Origin of the sequence: Serratia sp. NGAS9 (genome assembly GCF_009905295.1) — a bacterium.
Taxonomy (GTDB): domain Bacteria; phylum Pseudomonadota; class Gammaproteobacteria; order Enterobacterales; family Enterobacteriaceae; genus Serratia; species Serratia bockelmannii.
Genome location: NZ_CP047605.1, coordinates 802,549 through 826,336, shown reverse-complemented (window position 1 = coordinate 826,336; position 23,788 = coordinate 802,549). Strand labels below are relative to the sequence as shown.

Genomic DNA, 23,788 nt, shown 5'->3' with positions numbered 1-23,788 from the left:
ACAGCCGATTGCCCGCTGGGCTAGTATAAGCGTCTGTGCAAACCTTGGGTTTGAGCGCGCCGTTTGGCGTTTTGATGATTTGATTTGCGCCGCCCGGCAAGCGCTAAAAGGGGCGGCGTCTGCTGAAACAATGTGATAGCGAATGACGACAATGAAAATCACAGTTCCCTTTACATTCAATGGATTGGAAAAATAATCGCATGAATAGCACCGATAAACTCGATTCGCACACGCCGATGATGCAGCAGTACCTGCGCCTCAAGGCCCAGCATCCTGAAATCCTGCTGTTCTACCGCATGGGCGACTTCTACGAGCTGTTTTACGACGACGCCAAGCGCGCTTCCCAACTGCTGGATATCTCGCTGACCAAACGCGGCGCCTCGGCGGGTGAACCGATCCCGATGGCCGGCGTGCCGCACCACGCGGTAGAGAACTACCTGGCCAAGCTGGTGCAGCTTGGCGAGTCCGTCGCCATCTGTGAGCAGATCGGCGATCCGGCCACCAGCAAAGGGCCGGTCGAGCGCAAAGTGGTGCGTATCGTCACCCCCGGCACCATCACCGACGAAGCGCTGCTGCAAGAACGCCAGGACAACCTGCTGGCGGCGATCTGGCAGGATGCGCGTGGCTTCGGTTATGCCACGCTGGACGTCAGCTCCGGCCGCTTCCGCGTCGCCGAGCCGCAGGATTTGGAAACCATGGCTGCCGAGCTGCAGCGCACCAATCCAGCCGAGCTGCTCTACCCGGAAACCTTCGAACAAATGGCGCTGATCGAACAACGCCACGGCCTGCGCCGCCGCCCGCTGTGGGAATTCGAACTGGAGACCGCACGCCAACAGCTCAACCTGCAGTTCGGTACCCGCGATCTGACCGGCTTCGGCGTCGAGCAGGCGCACCAGGCGCTGCGCGCCGCCGGCTGTCTGCTGCAGTACGTCAAAGATACTCAGCGTACTTCGCTGCCGCATATTCGCGGCATCACCATGGAGCGTCAGCAGGACGGCATCATCATGGACGCCGCCACCCGCCGCAACCTGGAGCTGACGCAGAGTCTGTCCGGCGGCAGCGACAACACGCTGGCGGCGATCCTCGATCGCACAGTCACGCCGATGGGCAGCCGCATGCTGAAACGCTGGCTGCACATGCCGACCCGAGACATCAAGGTGCTGACCGCCCGCCAACAGGCGATCGGCGCATTGCAGGAGCTGTTCGCCGATCTGCAGCCTTCGCTGCGCCAGGTGGGTGATCAGGAGCGAATTTTGGCGCGCCTGGCGCTGCGTACCGCGCGTCCGCGCGATCTGGCGCGCATGCGTCATGCTTTCCAGCAACTGCCGGACATCCGCGCGCTGCTGCAAGACGTGGACACCCCGCACGTGCAGCAGTTGCTGTCGCAGGTGGGCCAGTTCGACGAGCTGCGCGAGCTGCTGGAACGCGCGGTGATTGAATCGCCGCCGGTATTGGTGCGCGACGGCGGCGTGATCGCCCCCGGTTACAACAGCGAGCTGGACGAGTGGCGCGCGCTGGCCGACGGCGCCAGCGACTACCTCGACCGGCTGGAGATCCGCGAGCGTGAAAAGCTGGGGCTGGATACGCTCAAGGTCGGTTTTAACGGCGTACACGGCTACTATATTCAGGTGAGCCGCGGCCAAAGCCACCTGGTGCCGATTCATTATGTACGCCGCCAGACGCTGAAAAACGCCGAGCGCTACATCATCCCGGAATTGAAAGAGTACGAAGACAAAGTGCTCACCTCCAAGGGCAAGGCACTGGCGATCGAGAAAAGCCTGTACGACGAACTGTTCGATCTGCTGCTGCCGCACCTGGCGGAGCTGCAGCAGAGCGCCACCGCACTGGCCGAGCTGGACGTGCTGGCCAACCTGGCCGAGCGCGCCGATACCCTGAACTACGCTTGCCCGACCATGAGTGAGCAGCCGGGGATCCGCATTACCGAAGGCCGCCACCCGGTGGTGGAGCAGGTGCTGAGCGAACCGTTTATCTCCAACCCGCTCACCCTGTCGCCGCAGCGCCGCATGCTGATCATTACCGGCCCAAACATGGGCGGTAAAAGCACCTATATGCGACAAACGGCGCTGATCGTGCTGATGGCGCACATCGGCAGTTACGTGCCGGCCACCAAGGCCACCATCGGCCCGGTGGATCGCATCTTCACCCGCGTCGGCGCGGCGGACGATCTGGCTTCCGGCCGCTCCACCTTCATGGTGGAGATGACCGAAACCGCCAACATCCTGCACAACGCCACCGAGCACAGCCTGGTGTTGATGGATGAAATCGGCCGCGGTACCTCCACCTACGACGGCCTGTCGCTGGCCTGGGCCTGCGCCGAGAACCTGGCTAACCGCATCAAGGCGATGACACTGTTCGCCACCCACTACTTCGAACTGACGACCCTACCGGAGAAAATGGAGGGCGTGGTCAACGTGCATCTGGACGCGCTCGAACATGGCGACACCATCGCTTTTATGCACAGCGTACAGGACGGGGCTGCCAGCAAAAGCTATGGCCTGGCGGTCGCCGCGCTTGCTGGCGTGCCGCGCGACGTCATCAAGCGCGCCCGCCAGAAGCTGCGCGAGCTGGAGTCTATCTCCAGCCACACCGCTTCGGGCAGCGTCGATGCCACCCAGATGACGCTGCTGCAGGAAGAGGCCTCGCCGGCGGTTGAAGCCCTGGAAGCGCTGGATCCGGATTCCCTGTCGCCGCGCCAGGCGCTGGAATGGATCTACCGGCTGAAAAATATGGTGTAATCAGGCGCCAGACGCAGGCATAAAAAAACGGTGAGCATAATGCTCACCGTTTTTATTTGATGCGGTTCAACAACCGGCGTTATTCGCGGAACAGCGCCTCAATGCTCAGGCCCTGCATCTGCAGAATCTCACGCAGACGGCGCAGACCTTCAACCTGAATCTGACGGACGCGCTCGCGCGTCAGGCCAATCTCCCGGCCTACGTCTTCCAGCGTCGCCGCTTCATAGCCCAGCAGGCCGAAACGACGCGCCAACACTTCACGCTGTTTGGCGTTCAGTTCGAACAACCATTTGACGATGCTTTGTTTCATATCATCGTCTTGCGTGGTGTCTTCAGGCCCGTTGTCCTTCTCGTCGGCCAGAATGTCCAGCAGCGCTTTCTCCGAATCCCCGCCCAGCGGCGTATCCACCGAGGTGATGCGCTCATTCAGGCGCAGCATGCGGCTGACATCATCCACCGGCTTGTCGAGTTGCTCGGCAATCTCTTCAGCGCTCGGTTCATGATCCAGTTTATGGGAAAGCTCACGCGCGGTGCGCAGATAGACATTCAGTTCTTTGACGATATGGATAGGCAAACGAATAGTACGGGTTTGGTTCATGATCGCCCGTTCAATCGTCTGACGGATCCACCAGGTTGCATAAGTGGAGAAGCGGAAACCGCGCTCCGGGTCGAATTTTTCCACTGCGCGAATCAAACCGAGGTTACCTTCTTCGATCAGATCCAGCAGCGCCAGACCGCGGTTGCTGTAGCGACGGGCGATTTTCACCACCAGCCGCAGGTTGCTTTCAATCATGCGACGGCGGGACGGCACGTCACCGCGCAGAGCACGCCGCGCAAAATAGACTTCTTCCTCTGCGGTCAGCAGAGGTGAATAACCGATCTCACCCAGATAGAGCTGCGTCGCATCCAATACGCGTTGCGTAACGCCTTGAGACAACAGCTCTTCTTCCGCTAAATCGTTCTCGCTGGTCTCTTCTTCTACCAGCGCTTTTTCATCAAACGACTCGGCCTCAGCTCCATTCTCGTCGAAATCCGCATCATCATGTAACTCGTTAACTTTCAGCGTATTTTGGCTCATATGCTGCTCCTACCCGTGATACCGCGAGCAGAATCTCAGCGTATTCTGCCCAATCTATCGCTGCGGAAGATAACGCAGCGGGTTTACGGATTTCCCCTTGTAACGAATTTCAAAATGCAAACGTACTGAACTGGTACCGGTGCTACCCATGGTGGCTATTTTTTGACCCGCCTTCACTTCTTGTTGTTCCCGGACCAGCATTGTGTCGTTATGAGCGTAGGCGCTCAGGTAATCATCATTATGTTTGATGATGATTAGATTACCGTAACCCCGTAAAGCGTTGCCTGCATACACTACGCGACCATCGGCGGTAGCAAAGATAGGCTGCCCACGAGAACCGGCGATATCGACACCTTTATTCCCACCTTCTGATGAGGAAAAGTTATCAATAACCTTACCGTCAGTCGGCCATCTCCAGGTACTGACCGGAGCGCTGTTGCTGACGGTGCTGCTCACGGGAGGAGCGGCTTCCGGCGCGGTAACAGGCGCAGTCGCGGTCCCAACCGCTGCGGCACCTGCTGCAGGTAACATCTTACCTACATTCTGTTTACCCGAGTTTTCAGAATACGCGTTAGTTGATTGAGAATCAACCGTTGCCGTCTGGATCTGGGCGCTGGAAGGTGGCTTCGGAACGCCGCCTTTGGTCGCGTCTGTCGTCGTCAACATGCCGCCGCCGCCGTTGGCAGAACCATTACCAAGCTGAATGGTTTGGCCAACATTCAGGCTGTATGGCTCGGGAATATTGTTGCGCTGCGCCAGGTCGCGGAAATCGTTGCCGGTGATCCAGGCGATGTAAAACAGCGTGTCGCCGCGCTTGACCGTATAAGTTTCGCCGCCGCTGTAGCTCCCTTTAGGGATGGCGTTATAACTGCGATTATAGACAATGCGGCCCTCTGGGCTGGCCTGCTGCGCTCCGCCATTATTATTGCCGGATGGAACGGCGCCGCCGCCCACGCTGCTGATAGGGGCCGACGTTGAGGCCGTATTCGTACAACCCGCCAACCACAAACTTACCATCGTACACACCGCTACCCGGCGTAACGTAATCATTGGGCTTCCCGTGCTCATGCTTCCCCCATGACAGCAATATCAGTGATATATCCAAAATACCCTTTACATCGTAGCCGAGCTTTTGCCACTTCCCAGTTTCTGCGATGTAAAGGCGCCGCCGGCCGATCCCTGAACGCCAGGTCATCTCCCGCCGGAGCATCAAAACGCGCGCCAATGCTAACCACATTGGCGTCGCCGCACCATAAGACAACTACGTAGAAAGGCCAATTCTAGTGAAAATTAGCCTGATTGGAACGAGAAAACCTTATCCGCACGTGATGAAAGTGCAACAGATTTTGCAGACGGTCGAAAAATCAGACAATCGCTAGGCCAATTCGCCTTTCACCAGCGGCACAAAGCGCACCGCTTCTACCGCATCGACCACGAAATCGTTGCCATGACGCTGAATGCGTTTGAGGGTTTGGGCCTGCTCGCCCACCGGCAACACCAAAATGCCGCCGTCGTCCAGCTGCTCCACCAGCGCCTGCGGGATCTCCGGCGGCGCGGCAGTGACGATGATCGCATCGAATGGGCCGCGCGACGCCCAGCCCTGCCAGCCGTCGCCGTGGCGAGTGGAAACATTATGAAGATCGAGCTGCTTCAGGCGGCGCTTGGCCTGCCACTGCAGCCCCTTGATGCGCTCGACAGAACAAACGTGTTGCACCAGATGCGCCAGGATGGCGGTTTGATAACCGGAACCGGTGCCGATCTCCAGCACCCGTGAAGTGGGCTTCAGATTCAGCAGCTCGGTCATCCGCGCCACCATATAGGGCTGAGAAATGGTCTGGCCGGAACCGATCGGTAATGCAGTGTTTTCGTAGGCTTTGTGATCCAGCGCTTCGTCGACAAAACGCTCGCGCGGCACCGCCTCGATCGCTCTCAGCAGCTTTTCGTCCCGGATCCCTTGCTGACGCAGCTGCGTCAGCAATGTTTGCATACGCTTGTTCACCATTCCCCGCTAACCTCTGCCTTGGTTAACCATGTTGTCACGACTTCCTGCGCCGCGTAGGCGGTCAAATCCACCTGTAGCGGCGTGATCGCCACATAGCCTTGTTCCACCGCCGCAAAGTCGGTATCCGGCCCGACATCAAATTTATCACCAGGCGGCCCGATCCAGTAGAGATTTTGTCCACGCGGATCCTGCTGGCAGAAGACCTTATCGGCAGGATGGCGGCTACCACAGCGAGTGACGCGCAGGCCTTTGACCTCCGCCAGTGGCAAATCCGGCACATTGATATTCAGGATTTTTCCGGTGCGTAACGGTTCACGCTGCAGCGCACGCAGGATGCGGCAGGTAATGGCCGCTGCGGTTGCGTAGTGTTGGTGACCGTTCAGAGACACCGCCAGTGCGGGCAGCCCCAGGTGCCGGCCCTCCATCGCCGCCGCGACGGTGCCGGAATAGATGACGTCATCACCTAAATTCGGTCCGGCGTTAATGCCGGAGACGACGATATCCGGCGCCGGGCGCATCAATGCGTTGACGCCAAGATAAACGCAGTCGGTCGGCGTCCCCTGCAGCACCGCGATATCGCCGTTGGCCAGCGTCTGCGTGCGCAGCGGCGACTCCAGCGTCAGGGCGTTGGAAGAACCGCTGCGGTTACGATCCGGCGCCACGACCTGCACCTCGGCGAACTCCCGCAGCGCCGCCGCCAGCACCTGAATGCCCGGGGCGCTAACGCCGTCATCGTTACTCAGCAATATCCGCATCACTGTTATCCTGCTGCATGATTTCGCGAACTACGCTGGTGGCGAAGCTGCCTGCTGGCAGCCAGAAGCGCAGTTCCACGGTAACGTCATCCCACCAGTTCCACTGCAAATTTTGCGGCTGCAACAGCAGGGCCCGACGAGCGGGTTCGACACGCTCGCGCTTTAAAAGCGTAAGCAATTCCGGTTGTTCCGCCAAGCATTGTTGTTCAAAAGCCAAGGCTTTGCCGGCGGTGCCCGGCTCGCCGTCGCCCGGCAACGTCGCGGTGATAACCAGCTCACCGGCATCCAACCGCTGTTGCAGCGTCTCCAGCTCATCGGCCTTGGCGACGAACCAACTGCCGCGGCCGCTCAGCTGCAGGGCGTCCCCTTCCAGTACCGTGCGCTGCAGGCCATCGGCCAGGCGCCTGCTCGCGACCTGATTAAACAGCGCGCTGCGGCTGGCGGACAGGTAGAAACTGCGCTTGCTGCGCTCTTTGACGCGGATTTCGTCGTTCGCCCAGCGGCGCGCCATCACCAGATTGTTGCCGCCACGGCCGAAACGCTGGCTGCCGAAGTAGTTCGGCACGCCCTGCGCAGCGATGGCCTGCAGACGGCGCTCTACGTCCTGACGATCGGAAATCTGGCGCAGCACCAGCGTAAAGTGGTTGCCCTTCAGGTTGCCGATGCGCATTTTACGCAGGTGGCGGGCGAACGAAAGCACCTCGCAGCCTTCCAGCGCAAACTGGGAGAAATCCGGCGTGTCCTTGCCCGGCATGTGCAGGCAGAACCACTGTTCGGTCACCGCGTGGCGGTCTTTCAACCCCGCATAGCTGACCGAACGAGCGTGAATACCGGCGAAGCGCGCCAGATAGTCGGCCACGAACTGGGTATTGCAGCCGTTTTTACGGATGTTCACCAGCACATGCTCGCCTTCGCCGTCCGGCGCAAAGCCCAGGTCTTCCACCACCACGAAATCTTCCGGATTGGCTTTCAACACCCCGGTGCTCTGCGGCCGGCCATGCAGCCAGGTCAGATTCGCCATATCCATGCGGTTATTCCTTGATCAGCAAGGCGACCGCTTCGCAGGCGATGCCCTCGCCGCGCCCGGTGAAGCCGAGCTGCTCGGTGGTCGTGGCCTTCACGTTGACGTCATCCATATGGCACTGCAGATCTTCCGCCAGGAAGACGCGCATCTGCGGGATGTGCGGCGCCATTTTCGGCGCCTGAGCGATAATGGTGATATCGAGGTTACCGAGGCGGTATCCTTTGGCGCGAATGCGTTTCCAGGCTTCGCGCAGCAGCTCGCGGCTGTCGGCGCCTTTGAACGCCGGATCGGTATCGGGGAACAGTTTGCCGATATCGCCCAGCGCCGCCGCGCCCAGCAGAGCATCGGTCGCGGCGTGCAGCGCAACGTCACCGTCCGAGTGGGCCAGCAAACCTTTGTCGTAAGGGATGCGAACGCCACCGATCACCAACGGGCCTTCGCCGCCGAATTTATGTACGTCAAAACCGTGACCGATACGCATGATGCGCTCCTTAATTGTCTAACTGAGTCAAATAGAACGCCGCCAGCGCCAAATCCTCCGGCCGCGTTACTTTAATGTTGTCCGCCCGGCCGGCGATCAGCTGCGGATGATAACCGCAATGCTCCAGCGCCGAGGCTTCGTCGGTGACGTTCGCACCTTCATCCAGCGCGCGCTGCAGGCACTGCTTGAGCAGCGGCAGCGGAAACAGCTGCGGCGTCAGCGCGTGCCACAGATCCTGCCGTTCGACGGTGTGGGCGATGGTTTCGCGGCCGGGTTCGGCGCGTTTCATGGTGTCACGCACCGGCGCGGCGAGAATGCCGCCGACCTTGCTGTGTGCGGTGATCGCCAGCAGGCGCTCGAGATCGTCGGCGTGCAGGCAGGGGCGTGCAGCGTCGTGCACCAGTACCCAGTCCGCATCGCCCGCCAGTTTAAGTCCGGCCATCACCGAATCGGCGCGCTGTTTGCCGCCCTCAGTGACGGTCACCCGCGGATCCTGGGCGATGGGCAACCGTTCGAACTGGCGATCTTCCGGGCTAATCGCCACGATCACCCGTTCAATGCGCGGATGACGCAATAGGGCATGGATAGCGTGCTCGACGATACTGTGTCGGCCAATGGTTAAATATTGCTTCGGGCATTCCGCCTGCATGCGGCTGCCGATACCGGCAGCGGGCAGGACGGCAATCACCGAGGGAAAGGTGCCTGCGGAGTGATTCATGCGTTATTTTTGTGCGTTATTTTGCGAGGAAGACGCCGCGTTGCGTCTGGATTGGTCAGGAACCAGACGATAGAAAGTCTCACCGGGCTTGATCATGCCCAGCTCATTACGCGCTCGCTCTTCGATCGCTTCCTGACCGCCGTTCAAATCATCGATTTCGGCAAACAGCTGATCGTTACGCGCTTTCAACTTGGCGTTACTGCCCTGTTGGACCGCAACGTCTTCATTGACTCGCACGTAATCGTGAATACCATTTTTGCCCAGCCACAGTGAATACTGTAACCAACCGAGCAATGCCAGCAATAGCAGCGTAAGTTTTCCCATCTCCGCCCCCTGAAAAACCGACCAATCATCCCACAACTTCTCGTTGGACTCCACACTGAGAGCGGCATTTCAACGCCAAATTCAGAATACGGATGAAGGATTCCCGACTTTATCGCCTAATTCCGCCGCGAAAGCGGTAAAAAAAGCCCCTTTTGCCCGGCATGCGCGACGCATTTTCCGATGAGACATACACTGCCCTCCCCCCATTATGCAGCAAGAACCACTGCATCGCCGCTTGCTGACCCATCGCTTACGCCAAAGCAACGTCAAAAGTGAATATTTAACACCATAGAAAGAATAATCCTCATGCAGTGGTTGCACTTTCATTCATTGAAGCTTATTTTTATGCATTCATAGTGCATAAATAACTCCAATATATAACCATTCATTATCGGGGATCGCGATGTTAAAACGTTTAGTTCTGATCGGCGCCTGCCTGGCCGCCACCTTCTCCACCGCCGCGTTAGCGGCTGAAACGACCTACGTCGTCGGCTCCGGCGGCACCTATCGGCCGTTCGAGTTTGAAAACAGCCAAAAGCAGCTGGAAGGTTTCGACATCGACATCATCAAAGCGGTGGCCAAAGCCGAAGGCTTCCAAATCAAACTGATCAATACGCCGTGGGAGGGGATCTTCGCCACGTTGAATTCCGGCGATCGCGACATCATCATTTCCGGCATCACCATCACCGACAAGCGCAAGCAAATGGTTGATTTCTCGGCGCCTTACTTCCCGGCCGAACAGGCTATCGTGGTGCCGCAAGACTCGACGGTGGACTCCATCGCCGCGCTGAAGGCGCTGAAGGTCGGCGTGGTGAACTCCAGCACCGGCGACATCGTGGTGTCCGACGTGCTGGGTAAAAACAGCACCGCCATCAAGCGCTTCGACAATACCCCGCTGATGCTGCAGGAGCTGTATGAAGACGGCATCGGCGCGGCGGTCGGCGACGTCGGCGTGGCCAAGTTCTATATCAAAACCCACCCTGAGAAAGCCTTCAAGTTGGTGCCCGACGCCAAGTTTGAGCGCCAGTATTTCGGCATCGCCGTCGCCAAAGGCAACGATGAGCTGCGCAACAAAATCAACGCCGGCCTGAAGAAAATCGTCGCCGACGGCACCTACGCCAAGATCTACCAAACCTGGTTCGACAGCAACGTACCGACGCTGCCGGCGGAATAATGCCCTGCCGCCGGCGCCCGCATGGGCGTCGGCGCGCCACCGTTTCAGCCTACCAAGAAGGAACACCCTTTGAACTTCCGCTGGGAGATCATCCAGGAATACGCGCCGTTGTTTATGGAAGGCGCCTGGATGACCATCAAATGCACCATTATCTGCGTGCTGCTGGGCACCACCTGGGGCTTGATCCTCGGGCTGGGCCGCTTGGCGCAGGCGCCGCACGGCATCTGGAAACCCATCCTGCATTACGGCGTTCAGTGGCCGGTACGCATCTACATCAGCGCCTTTCGCGGCACGCCGCTGTTCGTGCAGATCATGGTGGTGCACTTTGCATTGGTGCCGCTGTTCATCAATCCGCGCGACGGCCTGTTGGTCACCAGCGGCCTGATGAGCGTCGATTTCGCCCGTGCTCTGCGCGCCGACTACGGTGCCTTTCTTTCCTGCGTGGTGGCGATCACGCTCAACGCCGGCGCCTATGTGTCGGAGATCTTCCGCGCCGGGATCCAATCGATCGATCGCGGTCAGATGGAGGCTTCGCGTTCGCTGGGCATGAGCTACGGCAAGACCATGCGACAGGTTATCTTGCCGCAGGCCTTCCGCCGCATGCTGCCGCCGCTGGGCAACAACGCCATCGCGATCGTCAAGGATTCGTCGCTGGCCTCCGCCATCGGCCTGGCGGATCTGGCCTATGCCGCCCGTACCGTCTCCGGCGCCTACGCCACTTACTGGGAGCCCTATCTGACCATTTCGCTGGTCTATTGGGTCATCACCTTCCTGCTCTCGCTGCTGGTGCAACACATGGAAAAGAGGTTCGGTAAAAGTGATTCGCGTACATAACCTGCAAAAACAGTTCGGCGAAAGCCACGTGCTGCGCGGCATTTCCTGTCAGATCGCCGCCAATGAAGTGGTGTGCGTCATCGGCCCTTCCGGCTCAGGGAAGAGCACCTTCCTGCGCTGCATCAACGCGCTGGAAACGCTCTCCGGCGGCGAGATCGAGGTGAATGGCTTCGCCGTCCACGATCAGAAAACCGACCTGAACAAAATGCGTGAAAGCGTGGGCATGGTATTTCAGCGCTTCAACCTGTTCCCGCACATGACGGTGTTGGAAAACATCATCATGGCACCGGTAAGCGTGAAGAAACTGCCGCGCGCCGAAGCCATTACGCAAGCTGAACAGCTGCTGCGCAAGGTCGGCCTGCTCGACAAGATTGACGCCTACCCCAACAGCCTGTCCGGCGGCCAGCAGCAGCGGGTGGCGATCGCCCGCGCGCTGGCGATGGAGCCGAAGATCATGCTGTTCGACGAACCGACCTCCGCGCTCGATCCGGAGCTGGTGGGCGAAGTATTGGCAGTGATGAAATCGCTGGCCCACGAGGGCATGACCATGGTGGTGGTAACGCATGAGATGGGCTTTGCCCGCGAGGTGGCCGACCGGGTGCTGTTTATCGATCAGGGGATCATTCAGGAAGAAGGGGTGCCGCAGCAGATCTTCAGCCATCCGACCAATCCGCGCACTCAGGCATTTCTAAGCAAAGTTTTGTAACCTTCGGCACCGCTTTGCAATCCTTCGGGCGCCGGCATCGGCGCCCGCTCTCTTACCACCCGGTCAGGAAGCTGAACACCAGCCAGAACAGGCACAGCACAATGGTGCCGGTCAGCAGCAGCGTCAAAATCAGACGACCGCGCAACAGCATGCTGAGGGTGATGCCGATCAGCACCGACAGCGGCATCAGCGCCAGGAAGAATGGCCAGGTATAGAGCAGGAAAAACAGCGTGTTGGAACCGTAAACCAGAAACGGCAACGCGAACGCCAGCCAGTAGAAAACAAAGCCGCTAACGCCGCCCAGGAAAGAATAAGAAGGCTCCTCTCTCTCCTGTTTTGACTGCTTGGCGTCGATCAAGATAGGCGTGACATTTTGCATAGTGATCCCTGGTTATTCGGCTCGCTCTGCGGCGGCTTAGAGTAAAAAGCGCATGGCGAAAAACGCCACACGCTTTTTTTGAATTCAGGGTTTGATAATAGCCTGACCACGCAACACGTCTAACAATTGCGCAATCAAATTTGTTACCAATTGTTGGCCATCAAGGTGGATTTCCGGCTGCTGCGGCGCCTCGTAAACCGCGTCGATACCGGTGAAATTGCGCAGCTCGCCGGCGCGCGCTTTCTTATACAATCCCTTCGGATCGCGCGCCTCGCAGATCGCCAACGGCGTATCGACAAACACCTCGATAAAGCGATCGTCGCCGAGCATCTCGCGCACCATTTGCCGCTCGGCGCGGTGCGGCGAAATGAACGCGGTCAGCACCACCAGCCCGGCGTCCACCATCAGCTTGGCCACTTCCCCCACCCGGCGAATGTTCTCGCGCCGATCCTCGTCGGAGAAGCCGAGATCGCGGCACAGGCCATGGCGCACGTTATCGCCGTCCAGCAGGTAGGTGCTGACGCCGAGCCCATGCAGCGCCTGCTCCAGCGTGCCGGCGACGGTGGATTTGCCCGAGCCGGACAGCCCGGTAAACCACAGCACCGCGCCGCGATGGCCGTTGCGCGCTTCGCGATCCGCGCGCGTCACCGCGTGCGGATGCCAAACCACATTTTCGTCGTCCGGCCCGGTCGCCCTCAGTTCAACGGCCACCTTATCGGCCACCGAGCAGATCGCGCGCGCCCCAGTGCGGGAAGTGCTTGCGCACCAGCGCATTCAGCTCCAGCTCGAAGGCGCTGAATTCGCCGCGCGCCGCCGATGCGGCCTGCAGCGTCTCACGCACCAGACCGGCACCAACCGTCACGTTGCTCATGCGATCGATAAAGATCAGCCCGCCGGTGTCGTGATTGTTCTGGTAGCTGTCCAGCACCAGCGGTTCGTCGAAGGTCAGTTCCACCAATCCGATGCCGTTGAGCGGCAACGTGTCGGCCGGATGCTGCGTCAGCGTATTGATCTCCACCTGATGACGGATGCTCTCCACGCGTGCGCGGGTCTTTTTACCGGCGATCTTGATGTCGTAGCTCTGGCCCGGCACCAACGGCTGCTCGGCCATCCATACTACGTCCACCAGCGCGCTCTGCGCCGCCTGCAGACTTTCGCCAGCGTCGACCAGCAGATCGCCCCGGCTGATGTCCACTTCATCCTTCAGCACCAGCGTAATCGCCTCGCCCGGCACCGCTTCTTGCAGATCGCCGTCGAAGGTCACGATGCGCGCCACGCTGGACTCCACACCGGAAGGCAGCACTTTGACCCGTTGCCCCACCCGCACCACGCCGGCAGACAGCGTGCCGGCATAGCCGCGAAAATCGAGGTTCGGGCGGTTGACGTACTGCACCGGGAAACGCAGCGGCTGGTTTTCTCGCTCGCTGATCACGTCAACGCTCTCCAGCACTTCCAGCAGCGTCGGGCCGCTGTACCACGGCATATGGGCGCTTTCGCTCGCCACGTTGTCGCCGTCCAGCGCCGACAGCGGCACAAATTTGATGTCCAGGTCGCCTGGCAGCTGCTGGGCGAAGGTCAGGTAATCCTGTTTGAACTGCTCGAACACCGCTTCCTGATAGTCCACCAGATCCATCTTGTTCACCGCGACCACCAGATGGCGAATGCCCAGCAGGGTCGCGATAAAGCTGTGGCGGCGAGTCTGATCCAGCACCCCTTTGCGAGCGTCGATCAGCAGGATCGCTAGATCGCAGGTAGAGGCACCGGTGGCCATGTTGCGGGTGTACTGCTCATGCCCCGGGGTATCGGCGATGATAAACTTGCGTTTTTCGGTCGAGAAGTAGCGATAGGCCACGTCGATGGTGATGCCTTGTTCGCGCTCGGCCTGCAGGCCGTCCACCAGCAGCGCCAGATCGAGCTTCTCGCCCTGGGTGCCGATGCGTTTGCTGTCGCTGTGCAGCGTCGACAGCTGATCCTCGTAGATCTGGCGGGTATCGTGCAGCAGGCGGCCGATCAGGGTGCTTTTGCCGTCGTCGACGCTGCCGCAGGTCAGAAAGCGCAGCAGGCTCTTGTGCTGCTGCGCGTGCAGATAGGACTCGACGCCGCCCTGGTCAGCGATTTGTTGTGCAATTGCGTTGTTCATCCGGCGGCTCCTTAGAAATACCCTTGACGCTTTTTCAGCTCCATCGAGCCGGACTGATCGCGATCGATCATCCGCCCCTGGCGTTCACTGGTGGTGGAGACCAGCATTTCTTCGATGATCTCCGGCAGGGTTTGCGCCTGCGAGTCCACCGCGCCGGTCAGCGGCCAGCACCCCAGGGTGCGGAAACGCACCATGCGCTGGCTGATCACTTCGCCCGGCTGCAGATCGATGCGATCGTCGTCCACCATCATCAGCATGCCGTCGCGCTCCACCACCGGGCGTGGTTTCGCCAGGTACAGCGGCACGATGTCGATCTTTTCCAGGAAGATGTACTGCCAGATATCCAGCTCGGTCCAGTTCGACAGCGGGAAGACGCGGATGCTCTCCCCTTTGTTGATCTGGCCGTTGTAGTTGTGCCACAGCTCCGGCCGTTGGTTTTTCGGATCCCAGCGGTGGAAGCGATCGCGGAACGAATAGATGCGCTCTTTGGCGCGCGATTTCTCCTCGTCGCGCCGCGCACCGCCGAAGGCGGCGTCGAAACCGTACTTGTTCAGCGCCTGCTTCAGGCCCTCGGTCTTCATGATGTCGGTATGCTTGGCGCTGCCGTGCACGAACGGGTTAATGCCCATCGCCACCCCTTCCGGGTTTTTATGCACCAGCAGCTCGAAGCCGTACTCCTTCGCGGTGCGATCGCGGAATTCGTACATTTCGCGGAATTTCCAGCCGGTATCGACGTGCAGCAGCGGGAACGGCAGCGTGCCGGGGAAGAACGCCTTGCGCGCCAGATGCAGCATCACGGAAGAGTCTTTGCCGATGGAATACAGCATCACCGGGTTGGCGAATTCAGCGGCGACTTCACGGATGATATGGATACTCTCCGCCTCCAATTGCCGCAAATGAGTGAGTCGTTTTTCGTCCATAACAGGTCCTTAAAAGCCTTGCCTATGCCAAATTCACGACGGCCGGGCGCGCTGCCCCTTCCGTCTGCGATTGATGCCCGAACCAGGCGATTTGATGGTGCAGTTCCACCACTTCGCCGATCACCAACAGCGCCGGCAGCGGCGCCTGTTGGGCCAGGTGTTCCAGTTGTTCCAGCGTGCCGATCTGCACCTGCTGATCGGCGCGCGTGCCGCGGCTGATCACCGCCACCGGCGTCGCGGCAGCGCGACCGTGGGCGATCAGCCGCTGGCTAATGTCCGCCGCCTTCATCGTGCCCATATAGATAGCCAACGTCTGCCGCGCCCGAGCCAGATCGGCCCAGTCCAGGCCATCGCCGTCGGGGCGGCAGTGGCCGGTGATAAAGGTCACGCTCTGCGCGTGGTCGCGGTGCGTCAGCGGAATGCCGGCGTAGGCGGTCGCCCCCGCGGCGGCCGTGACGCCCGGCACCACCTGGAACGGGATGCCGGCGGCGGCAGCCACCTGCAGCTCTTCGCCGCCGCGGCCAAAGATGAACGGATCGCCACCCTTGAGGCGCACCACGCGTTTGCCCTGCTGCGCCAGTTCCACCAGCAGCCGATTGGTCTCCTCCTGGATCACCGAGTGCGCGCCGGCGCGCTTGCCCACGCAGATGCGTTCGGCGTCACGGCGCACCAGATCGAGGATTTCGCCGCTGACCAGATGGTCATACAGCACCACGTCCGCCTGCTGCATCACCTGCAGCCCACGCAGGGTCAACAGCCCCACGTCGCCCGGCCCGGCGCCCACCAGAGCGATCTCGCCCTGCGCGCCTTCATCGCCTGCGGCGAAGCGGTGCAAATCCTGCTCCAGCTGCCGTTCCGCCTGCGCCGTCTGGCCGTTGGCCACCAGCGTGGCGAAACGACCGCCAAAGGTTTTCTCCCAGAAACGGCGACGCTCGCCAATCGAGGCCAGCCGCTGTTTGACCTGGCCGCGCCAGCGGCCCGCCACCTGCGCCATCTGCCCCAAACTGGCGGGTAGCAACGCCTCCAGCTTTTCGCGCAGCAACCGCGCCAGCACCGGCGCCTGGCCGCTGGACGATACGGCCACCACCAGCGGCGAGCGATCGATGATCGACGGGAAGATGAACGAACAACGCGGCTGATCGTCCACCACGTTGGCCAGCACCCGGCGTTTATCCGCCTCGGCGAACACCGCGGCGTTCAGCGCGTTGTCGTCCGTGGCGGCGATCGCCAGAAACACGTCGTCCAGCTGCTGCGGATCAAAGCTTTTCCCCAGCCAGAGCACCTGCCCTTGCTGACGTTGTTGTTCCAGTTCCGGTGAGAGCGACTGCGCAACTATCCGTATTTCAGCCCCGGCGCGCTGAAGCAGATCGACTTTGCGCGCCGCCACGTCACCACCGCCAACGACCAGTACCGGACGTTGTTTCAGGTCGGCGAATATTGGTAGATAGTCCACAACAGCCTTTTCATATAACAGAAAGATAGTGTGACTATACGGGCTGAGATTTAGCCTCTGAAATGACGAAAAGGAATGATTAGTTCCTTTATGGAATATAGGCCGCAACGCCGAAGGCAAACGGTGATACTCACGACAGCAGTTTGCGCGTTGGCGCGAAAATTAAGAGACAGGGAAATTGTGTAATGCCGCCCGGCGTCTCATACTGGGTGCCGAAGAAAAATGATCGGCAGCGCCGATAGCAAAGAAGGATTTTTCGGTATGTTTTCCCGTTTTTACCTGAAGACCAGCCTGCTGGCCCTCGCACTCGGCGGCGTCTTCAGCGTGTGTGCCGCACAGCCCGTAAAAGACGCGCCAATGGGCCGTTTCGCCGCCGAACAGACCCGCCACATCGCCACTTACTTCCCCGGCCGCATGGCGGGCAGCCCGGCCGAATTGCTCACCGCCGACTACCTGAAGCAGCAATTCAGCAAGATGGGTTACCAAAGCGATATTCGCAGCGTCAATACGCGCTATCTCTACACCAGCAAAGACGGCAAGAAGAACTGGAACAACGTCACCGCCAGCTCGGTGATCGCCGCCCGCAACGGCGACAGCCCGAAACAAATCGTGGTCGTCGCCCACTTCGACACCTATACGCCGCAGAGCGACGAGGATCTGGATAACAACCTCGGTGGCCTGACGCTGCAGGGCGTCGACGACAACGCCTCCGGCATCGGCGTAATGCTGGAACTGGCGGAACGCCTGAAGAACATCCCCACCGCCTACGGCCTGCGCTTCGTCGCCACCAGCGCCGAAGAGCTCGGTTCGCTGGGGGCGCAGAACTACCTGCAGCGAATGAGTGCGGAAGAGAAAAGCAACACCGTGCTGGTGATCAATCTCGACAGCCTGATCACTGGCGATCGGCTGTACTTCAACGCCGGGCGCAACTCGCCGCCGCAGATGGCGAAGCGCTCCCGCGATCGCGCGCTGGATATCGCCCATCGCTACGGCATCGCCGCCGCCACCAATCCAGGCAGCGCACAGCATCCGCAGGGCACCGGCTGCTGCTCCGATCAAGAGGTGTTCGATGCCGCAGGCATCCCGGTATTGTCGGTAGAGGCCACCAACTGGTCGTTGGGGGAGAAGGACGGCTATCAGCAGCGCGCCGTCAGCCCGCACTTCCCGCAGGGCATCACCTGGCACCGCCCGCAATACGACAACCTGCAGTATCTGGATCGCTATCTGCCGGGGCGGATCGACAAACGCAGCCGCGACAGCGTGCAGATCCTGCTGCCGCTGATCAAAGAGTTGGCGCAGGCGCACCCGCCGAAAGCACAAAAGAAAAAGTAGCCTACAAAAAAACAGGGCCCAGCATTGCTGAGCCCTGTCGGGTGATTCGCCTCTTTTAGCCTTCGTGCAGACCGCACTCGCGCTTCAGGCCGAAGAAACGCGTCTCTTCCTCACTCATGCCCGGCTCCCATTTCTGGGTGGTGTGGGTATCGCCTACCGACAGGTAGCCCTGTTCCCACAGCGGGTGATAACTCAGCCCGTGTTCGGTCAGATACTGGTAAATCTTGCGGTTGTCCCAGTCGATGATCGGCAGGATCTTGAACACCCCACGCTGCACCGCCAGCACCGGCAGATTGGCGCGGCTACCGGACTGCTCGCGCCGCAGACCGGCGAACCAGCTCTGCGCCCCCAGCGTCTCCAGCGCGCGGTTCATCGGCTCAACCTTGTTGATCTGGTTGTACTTTTCAATCCCTTCCACGCCCTGTTCCCACAGCTTGCCATAGCGCGCCTCTTGCCAGGCGGGAGACTGTTCGGCGCGGAACACCTGCAGATTCAGCTTCAGCTGGTCGGTCAGTTGATCGATAAAGCGATAGGTTTCCGGGAACAGGTAACCGGTGTCGGTCAGGATCACCGGGATATCCGGCCGGATGCGCGTCACCAGGTGCAGACATACCGCCGCCTGAATGCCGAAACTGGACGAGAGTACGAACTCGCCGGGCAGATGCTCCAGCGCCCATGCAACGCGCTGTTCGGCGCTGAGGGTCTCCAGTTGGCCGTTGACTACCGCCAATGCCAGCGCCTGCCCGGATTTGGGCAACGCGTTCAGCGCCGCCAGATCGAATTCAGCCATGTTGTCTCTCCTGATGCTTGAAATTACCTGCGCGGCCCCTCTGCCCAGAGGCCGCCCGGCCTCACTCCCAGAAATCTCGCGCCGGATCCAGCACCGGTTTGACGATGCCCGCACGCACGGTGAAGTCGCCGAAGCCTTCGCCGCCGTTGCGCTCCTCCGCCCAGCGCCCCACCAACAGGTCGATCTCGTTCAGGATCTCGTCTTCGTTGATGTTCTCGCGGTACATGCGCGGAATGCGCGTGCCTTCGCGGTTGCCGCCCAAATGCAGGTTATAACGGCCGACCGCCTTGCCCACCAGCCCCAGCTCCGCCAGCAGCGCGCGGCCGCAGCCGTTCGGGCAGCCGGTGATGCGCAGCACGATATGCTCGTCGCCCACCCCGTGCCGATGCATGATCCCTTCCACCTTGGTGACGAACTGCGGCAGGAAGCGCTCGGCCTCCGCCATCGCCAGCGGGCAGGTCGGGAACGACACGCAGGCCATAGAATTCTTGCGTTGCTCGCTGATCTCGTCGTCGATCAGGCCATGATCGCGCGCCAAGGCTTCGATCTTCGCCTTCTCGCTTTCCGGCACGCCGGCGATGATCACGTTTTGGTTCGCCGTCAGACGGAAGTCACCTTTATGGATCTTGGCGATCTCCGCCATGCCGGTCTTCAGCGGGCGCCCCGGATAGTCCAGCAGGCGGCCGTTCTCGATAAACAGCGTCAGGTGCCATTGATCGTCGATGCCCTTCACCCAACCGATGCGATCGCCGCGGCCGGTGAATTCATACGGCCGGATCGGCGCGAAAGTAATGCCGGCGCGCTTTTCCACTTCGGCGCGGAAAGCATCTACCCCGACGCGCTCCAGCGTGTATTTGGTCTTGGCGTTCTTGCGATCGGTGCGGTTGCCCCAGTCGCGCTGCGTGGTCACCACCGCTTCCGCTACCGCCAGCGTATGTTCAAGCGGAATGTAGCCGAACTCGCTGGCCTGGCGCGCGTAGGTTTTCTTGTTGCCGTGTTCGATGGACAGCCCGCCGCCCACCAGCAGGTTGAAGCCTACCAGCTTGCCGTTTTCGGCGATCGCCACAAAGTTCATGTCGTTGGCGTGCAGATCGACGTCGTTCTGTGGCGGGATCACCACCGTGGTTTTAAATTTGCGCGGCAGGTAGGTCGGCCCCAGAATCGGTTCTTCGTCGGTGGTGGCCACCTTTTCCTGATCCAGCCACACCTCGGCGTAGGCGCGGGTGCGCGGCAGCAGGTGTTCGGAGATCTTCTTCGCCCACTCGTAGGCTTCCTGATGCAGCTCGGACTCCACCGGGTTGGAGGTGCACAGCACGTTGCGGTTCACGTCGTTGGCGGTCGCCAGCGCGTCCAACCCCAGGCGATTCAGCAACTGGTGCACCGGTTTGACGTTGCCTTTCAGAATGCCGTGAAACTGGAACGTTTGGCGGTTGGTGATGCGAATGCTGCCGTACAGCGTGCTCTCCTGCGCGAACTTGTCGATGCCCAGCCACTGCTGCGGGCTGATGACGCCGCCCGGCAGGCGACAGCGCAGCATCATGGCGTGGCGCGGCTCCAGCTTCTGCTCGGCGCGTTCGGCACGAATGTCACGGTCATCCTGCTGGTACATGCCGTGAAAACGGATCAGCAGGAAGTTGTCGCCGTTGAAGCCGCCGGTCAGGCCGTCGTTCAAATCTTCGGCGATGGTGCCACGCAGGAAGTTGCTTTCCTTCTTCATGCGCTCCGCATCGGCCAGTTTGCCTTCGACTACCAAAGGCCCGGGGTGTTTATCACTCATCAGTAAACATCTCGCTGATAACGGCGCTCAAGGCGCAGCTCACTTAAAAATTCATCCGCCTGCTCGGTATCCATGCCACCGTGCTCGGCCACCAGTTCCAGTAATGTGTTTTCCACGTCTTTCGCCATGCGATTGGCATCGCCGCAGACGTAAATGTGCGCGCCTTCCTGAATCCAGCGCCACACTTCTGCGCCCTGTTCGCGCAGTTTGTCTTGTACGTATATTTTATGTTGCTGGTCACGGGACCAGGCCAGATCGATGCGGGTCAGCAGGCCGTCTTTCACGTAGCGCTGCCATTCGACCTGGTACAGGAAATCTTCGGTAAAGTGCGGGTTGCCGAAGAACAGCCAGTTCTTGCCGCCGGCGCCGTCGGCGTCGCGCTGCTGCATAAAGGCGCGGAACGGCGCGATGCCGGTGCCCGGGCCAATCATGATCACCGGCGCTTCCGGATTGGCCGGCAGGCGGAAGTTGTCGTTGTGCTCGATAAACACACGCACGTCACCGTCTTCCTCCAGGCGATCCGCCAGGAAGCCGGAGGCGCCGCCGCTGCGGGCGCGCCCGTCGATGTCGTAACGCACCACGCCCACGGTGATGTGCACTTCTCTTTCGTTCTCCGCCTGCGAAGAGGCGATGGAGTACAGGCGCGGCGTCAGCGGACGCAGCAGCCCGACCAGCTGTTCGGCGCTCAGATCCGCCGGCGCCTGGCGCACCATGTCGACGATCGGCGTGTTGTGCGCATACTGCTGTAGCGCAGCCTTATCCGCCAACAGACCGATCAGCGTTTCGTCGCGCGACAGCGCGGCGTATTTATCGACGATCGGCGTGGTGTTCTGCGTCAGTTCGAAATGGCTGCGCAGCGCCTGCGCCAGCGGCAGGGTCTGCCCTTCCACCTCGACCGGCTCGTCGCCTTTCAGCCACAACAGCTGCACCAGTTCGTCCACCAGCGCCGGATCGTTGTCGAACCATACGCCGAGCGCATCGCCCGGCTGATAGCGCAGGCCGGAGTCGCCCAGATCGATCTCGATATGGCGCACGTCTTTATCCGACGCGCGGCCGGTAATTTTCTGCTTGACCGCCAGTTGGGCGGTGAGCGGTTGTTCCTTGCTGTACGGACTGCTGTCGATCAGGTCAACCGCGCCGCTGGCCAACACGCCCGGCGCAGCGCTTTCCGCCGGCGCGCGCGCCTTCAGCACCGACACCACCTGTTTGCGCCAGGCGGCGGCCAGCTCCTGGTACTCCACGTCGGCATCTACGCGCTCCACCAGGCGCTCGGCACCCAGCTCGGCCAGCTTGCCGTCGAAATCTTTACCTGACTGGCAGAAATTCTCATAAGAGGTGTCGCCTAACCCGAACACCGCAAACGCGGTGTCATTGAGCTTCGGCGCCTTCTTCGAGAACAGGAATTTATGCAGCGCCACCGCTTCTTCCGCCGGTTCGCCTTCCCCTTGTGTGGAGGCGACGATCACCAACAGGCGCTCTTGCGCTATCTGTTTGAACTTGTAGTCGCCGGCGCTGACCAACGTGGCGCTCAGATTGGCGGCCAACAGATCGTCGCGCAACTGCTCCGCCAGGCGGCGCGCATTGCCGGTCTGCGAAGCGGAAATGATGGTGATGGCGGCCGCAGCCGCAGGGGCGGCAGGCGCAATGGCCACGGCTCCGGGCTGTTGATTGACCATGCCCCAAAAATAACCGGACAGCCACGCCAGCTGCGTCGGCGAATAGTCGCCGATCGTCGCCTGTAAGCGCGCCAGCTGTTCGGGCGTCAGCGGGAGCAAAGATGTTGGAGGAGCCTGAGTCGTCATTGCTGTACTTATTTCCTATACTTAGCGCCTTTCCTGCCAGGCGCGCGCCAGTGCCAGTCGCTGTCTCTTCGCTGCGTCGGGTGTGCGGAAAAGATCAGGAGAGTTTGTAAGGTTACCGAGCAGAATAGCAACGATTAAATAAGGGATAGCAATAAATCATAACCAAAATGACTAAGCTGTTTTTCTGGTAAGGGATAACGCTTAAACCGTTAAACAAAGTTTTTTATCCAGATGAAAATAAAGCACTTTTTTTCATCATTTTTTCACCGTTCAACATTTCGGCTCATAACCCCAGCCGATAGGTGCCGCAGACACCAAACAAAAAAAGTGTTAACCGGGTGCGTTTGCCGTGGCGGTAGACCATAACGGTATAAATGGCAAGCAGGCGCGCTTTCCGGTACTATGCGGCGGTTTTTGAGTCAATGAGGCCGTAATAATGGCAACCACGCTGTTTAAAGATTTTCAGTTTGAAGCCGCACACCGTTTGCCGCATGTACCGGAGGGCCACAAATGCGGCCGTCTGCATGGGCATTCGTTTATGGTGCGTCTGGAAGTGACCGGTGACGTGGATCCCCACACCGGTTGGGTGATGGATTTCGCCGAGCTCAAGGCTGTGTTTTCCCCGATCTGGGAGCGGCTGGATCACCATTATCTGAACGATATTCCAGGATTGGAAAATCCCACCAGCGAAGTGCTCGCCGCCTGGATTTGGCAGCAGCTCAAGCCTCAGTTACCGGAACTGACTGCGGTGATGGTGAAAGAGACCTGTACGGCGGGATGCGTATATAAAGGTTGATGCCGTGAGGGTATGTGCAGATACCCTCACACTACCTCGCCTTGCAGATCCAGGCGCCGCGCCACCCAGGGCCTTTCCGACAGGCTCAGCACCATTCCCCCGCGATAGACAAACGTTTTGCTCTCGCCATCCTCAATGAACGCCGTCTCGTTTTCCATCGCCCGATAGCCGGCGCCGGTATAGTACTTTTCGCTTACCGCAAACAGTATGGAATACGCGATCCCTTTACTGCGCAAATAGTCATGCGCCTTCACCAGCATGTTTGCGGCCACGCCGCGGCGCCGATGCGTGTGTGCCACGGCCACCAGCCCGATGATGCCGATCACCTCGGTCTCACCGTCAATCAACACCGGCCGCTTATGCACCGCCAATTGGCCGACGATCACCTCGCCTTCCGCGGCGGTCACCAGGCAAACCGGCACCTGCCGCCGATAAAATCCGTCGGTTATCTCGGGGAAAGCGTCGGACAACAGCGAGCGAATCGACCGCAATTCCGCTTCCGTCACCGCCTCGAATGCACGCGATACAATTTTCACCGTAACTCCCG

23 protein-coding genes are annotated in these 23,788 nt (G+C 60.2%); 6 read left to right on the top strand and 17 right to left on the bottom strand.

Translation table 11 applies throughout. The features are described from left to right. The first annotated feature begins 200 nt into the window (after positions 1-200). Positions 201-2,756: a DNA mismatch repair protein MutS gene (gene mutS, locus GUC32_RS03795; protein WP_369435569.1), complete on the top strand. Its 2,556-nt coding sequence runs from the start codon at positions 201-203 to the stop codon at positions 2,754-2,756. 79 nt (positions 2,757-2,835) lie between these two features. On the opposite strand, the gene rpoS is transcribed toward mutS, so the two are convergent. The 8 genes from rpoS to ftsB form a co-directional block, all read right to left on the bottom strand. Beyond that, on the bottom strand, positions 2,836-3,834 hold the full coding sequence (gene rpoS / locus GUC32_RS03790) for an RNA polymerase sigma factor RpoS (protein WP_004932578.1): 999 nt from the start codon (positions 3,832-3,834) through the stop codon (positions 2,836-2,838). 54 nt (positions 3,835-3,888) lie between these two features. Next, positions 3,889-4,884 (bottom strand): murein hydrolase activator NlpD, encoded by a 996-nt coding sequence (nlpD, locus tag GUC32_RS03785; protein ID WP_369435568.1) that lies wholly within the window; start codon positions 4,882-4,884, stop codon positions 3,889-3,891. Between the two features lie 325 nt (positions 4,885-5,209). Then, positions 5,210-5,836, bottom strand: a complete 627-nt coding sequence (locus tag GUC32_RS03780) for a protein-L-isoaspartate(D-aspartate) O-methyltransferase (RefSeq protein WP_004932585.1) — start codon at positions 5,834-5,836, stop codon at positions 5,210-5,212. Further along, a complete protein-coding gene (gene surE / locus GUC32_RS03775) occupies positions 5,830-6,591 on the bottom strand; it encodes a 5'/3'-nucleotidase SurE (protein ID WP_060434262.1) in 762 nt (253 codons plus the stop codon). The genes GUC32_RS03780 and surE overlap by 7 nt, the downstream gene beginning before the upstream one ends. Further along, a complete protein-coding gene (truD, locus tag GUC32_RS03770; RefSeq protein ID WP_369435567.1) occupies positions 6,572-7,618 on the bottom strand; it encodes a tRNA pseudouridine(13) synthase TruD in 1,047 nt (348 codons plus the stop codon). Before truD ends, surE begins: the two co-directional genes overlap by 20 nt. Before the next feature lie 4 nt (positions 7,619-7,622). Beyond that, positions 7,623-8,096 carry a 2-C-methyl-D-erythritol 2,4-cyclodiphosphate synthase gene (gene ispF, locus GUC32_RS03765; RefSeq protein WP_004932594.1) on the bottom strand — a complete coding sequence of 158 codons (474 nt, stop codon included), beginning with the start codon at positions 8,094-8,096 and terminating at the stop codon, positions 7,623-7,625. A gap of 10 nt (positions 8,097-8,106) precedes the next feature. Further along, complete coding sequence (ispD, locus tag GUC32_RS03760; protein WP_369435566.1) at positions 8,107-8,814, bottom strand: 2-C-methyl-D-erythritol 4-phosphate cytidylyltransferase; 708 nt, start codon at positions 8,812-8,814, stop codon at positions 8,107-8,109. 3 nt (positions 8,815-8,817) lie between these two features. Then, complete coding sequence (ftsB, locus tag GUC32_RS03755; RefSeq protein WP_021505314.1) at positions 8,818-9,138, bottom strand: cell division protein FtsB; 321 nt, start codon at positions 9,136-9,138, stop codon at positions 8,818-8,820. 403 nt (positions 9,139-9,541) lie between these two features. Here ftsB and GUC32_RS03750 point away from each other — a divergent pair, with 403 nt between their 5' ends. From GUC32_RS03750 to GUC32_RS03740, 3 genes are all read left to right on the top strand, one after another. Next, complete coding sequence (locus tag GUC32_RS03750; protein ID WP_025301618.1) at positions 9,542-10,312, top strand: basic amino acid ABC transporter substrate-binding protein; 771 nt, start codon at positions 9,542-9,544, stop codon at positions 10,310-10,312. Positions 10,313-10,426: 114 nt separating this feature from the next. Further along, entirely contained in the window at positions 10,427-11,146 is a 720-nt protein-coding gene (locus GUC32_RS03745; protein WP_042706788.1) for an amino acid ABC transporter permease, read from the top strand. Then, the gene (locus GUC32_RS03740; protein WP_230489618.1) at positions 11,130-11,852 is read left to right on the top strand and encodes an amino acid ABC transporter ATP-binding protein; all 723 of its coding nucleotides are present in this window, start codon (positions 11,130-11,132) and stop codon (positions 11,850-11,852) included. The genes GUC32_RS03745 and GUC32_RS03740 overlap by 17 nt, the downstream gene beginning before the upstream one ends. A gap of 52 nt (positions 11,853-11,904) precedes the next feature. Here GUC32_RS03740 and GUC32_RS03735 read toward each other — a convergent pair whose 3' ends face one another. From GUC32_RS03735 to cysG, 5 genes are all read right to left on the bottom strand, one after another. Then, a complete protein-coding gene (locus tag GUC32_RS03735) occupies positions 11,905-12,231 on the bottom strand; it encodes a DUF3561 family protein (protein WP_025301616.1) in 327 nt (108 codons plus the stop codon). Between the two features lie 84 nt (positions 12,232-12,315). Then, positions 12,316-13,005 (bottom strand): adenylyl-sulfate kinase, encoded by a 690-nt coding sequence (cysC, locus tag GUC32_RS03730; RefSeq protein ID WP_080287102.1) that lies wholly within the window; start codon positions 13,003-13,005, stop codon positions 12,316-12,318. Then, positions 12,944-14,371 (bottom strand): sulfate adenylyltransferase subunit CysN, encoded by a 1,428-nt coding sequence (gene cysN, locus GUC32_RS03725; protein WP_043135846.1) that lies wholly within the window; start codon positions 14,369-14,371, stop codon positions 12,944-12,946. Before cysN ends, cysC begins: the two co-directional genes overlap by 62 nt. A gap of 11 nt (positions 14,372-14,382) precedes the next feature. Next, positions 14,383-15,291, bottom strand: a complete 909-nt coding sequence (cysD, locus tag GUC32_RS03720; protein ID WP_004932620.1) for a sulfate adenylyltransferase subunit CysD — start codon at positions 15,289-15,291, stop codon at positions 14,383-14,385. 22 nt (positions 15,292-15,313) lie between these two features. Next, positions 15,314-16,744 carry a siroheme synthase CysG gene (gene cysG, locus GUC32_RS03715; protein ID WP_043135853.1) on the bottom strand — a complete coding sequence of 477 codons (1,431 nt, stop codon included), beginning with the start codon at positions 16,742-16,744 and terminating at the stop codon, positions 15,314-15,316. A gap of 261 nt (positions 16,745-17,005) precedes the next feature. Between cysG and GUC32_RS03710 the strand changes: the two genes are divergently transcribed. After that, entirely contained in the window at positions 17,006-18,076 is a 1,071-nt protein-coding gene (locus GUC32_RS03710; protein ID WP_142590863.1) for an aminopeptidase, read from the top strand. 55 nt (positions 18,077-18,131) lie between these two features. Here the strand turns inward: GUC32_RS03710 and GUC32_RS03705 are convergent, their stop codons facing one another. The 3 genes from GUC32_RS03705 to cysJ form a co-directional block, all read right to left on the bottom strand. Beyond that, complete coding sequence (locus GUC32_RS03705) at positions 18,132-18,866, bottom strand: phosphoadenylyl-sulfate reductase (protein WP_016929052.1); 735 nt, start codon at positions 18,864-18,866, stop codon at positions 18,132-18,134. Positions 18,867-18,927: 61 nt separating this feature from the next. Beyond that, entirely contained in the window at positions 18,928-20,643 is a 1,716-nt protein-coding gene (gene cysI, locus GUC32_RS03700) for an assimilatory sulfite reductase (NADPH) hemoprotein subunit (protein WP_099816572.1), read from the bottom strand. Next, positions 20,643-22,445 carry an NADPH-dependent assimilatory sulfite reductase flavoprotein subunit gene (gene cysJ / locus GUC32_RS03695; protein ID WP_369435565.1) on the bottom strand — a complete coding sequence of 601 codons (1,803 nt, stop codon included), beginning with the start codon at positions 22,443-22,445 and terminating at the stop codon, positions 20,643-20,645. Before cysJ ends, cysI begins: the two co-directional genes overlap by 1 nt. 436 nt (positions 22,446-22,881) lie before the next feature. Between cysJ and queD the strand changes: the two genes are divergently transcribed. Beyond that, positions 22,882-23,241 carry a 6-carboxytetrahydropterin synthase QueD gene (gene queD, locus GUC32_RS03690; protein ID WP_025301608.1) on the top strand — a complete coding sequence of 120 codons (360 nt, stop codon included), beginning with the start codon at positions 22,882-22,884 and terminating at the stop codon, positions 23,239-23,241. 26 nt (positions 23,242-23,267) lie between these two features. Here the strand turns inward: queD and GUC32_RS03685 are convergent, their stop codons facing one another. Next, positions 23,268-23,777: a GNAT family N-acetyltransferase gene (locus GUC32_RS03685; protein ID WP_060448153.1), complete on the bottom strand. Its 510-nt coding sequence runs from the start codon at positions 23,775-23,777 to the stop codon at positions 23,268-23,270. Between the last annotated feature and the right edge of the window lie 11 nt (positions 23,778-23,788).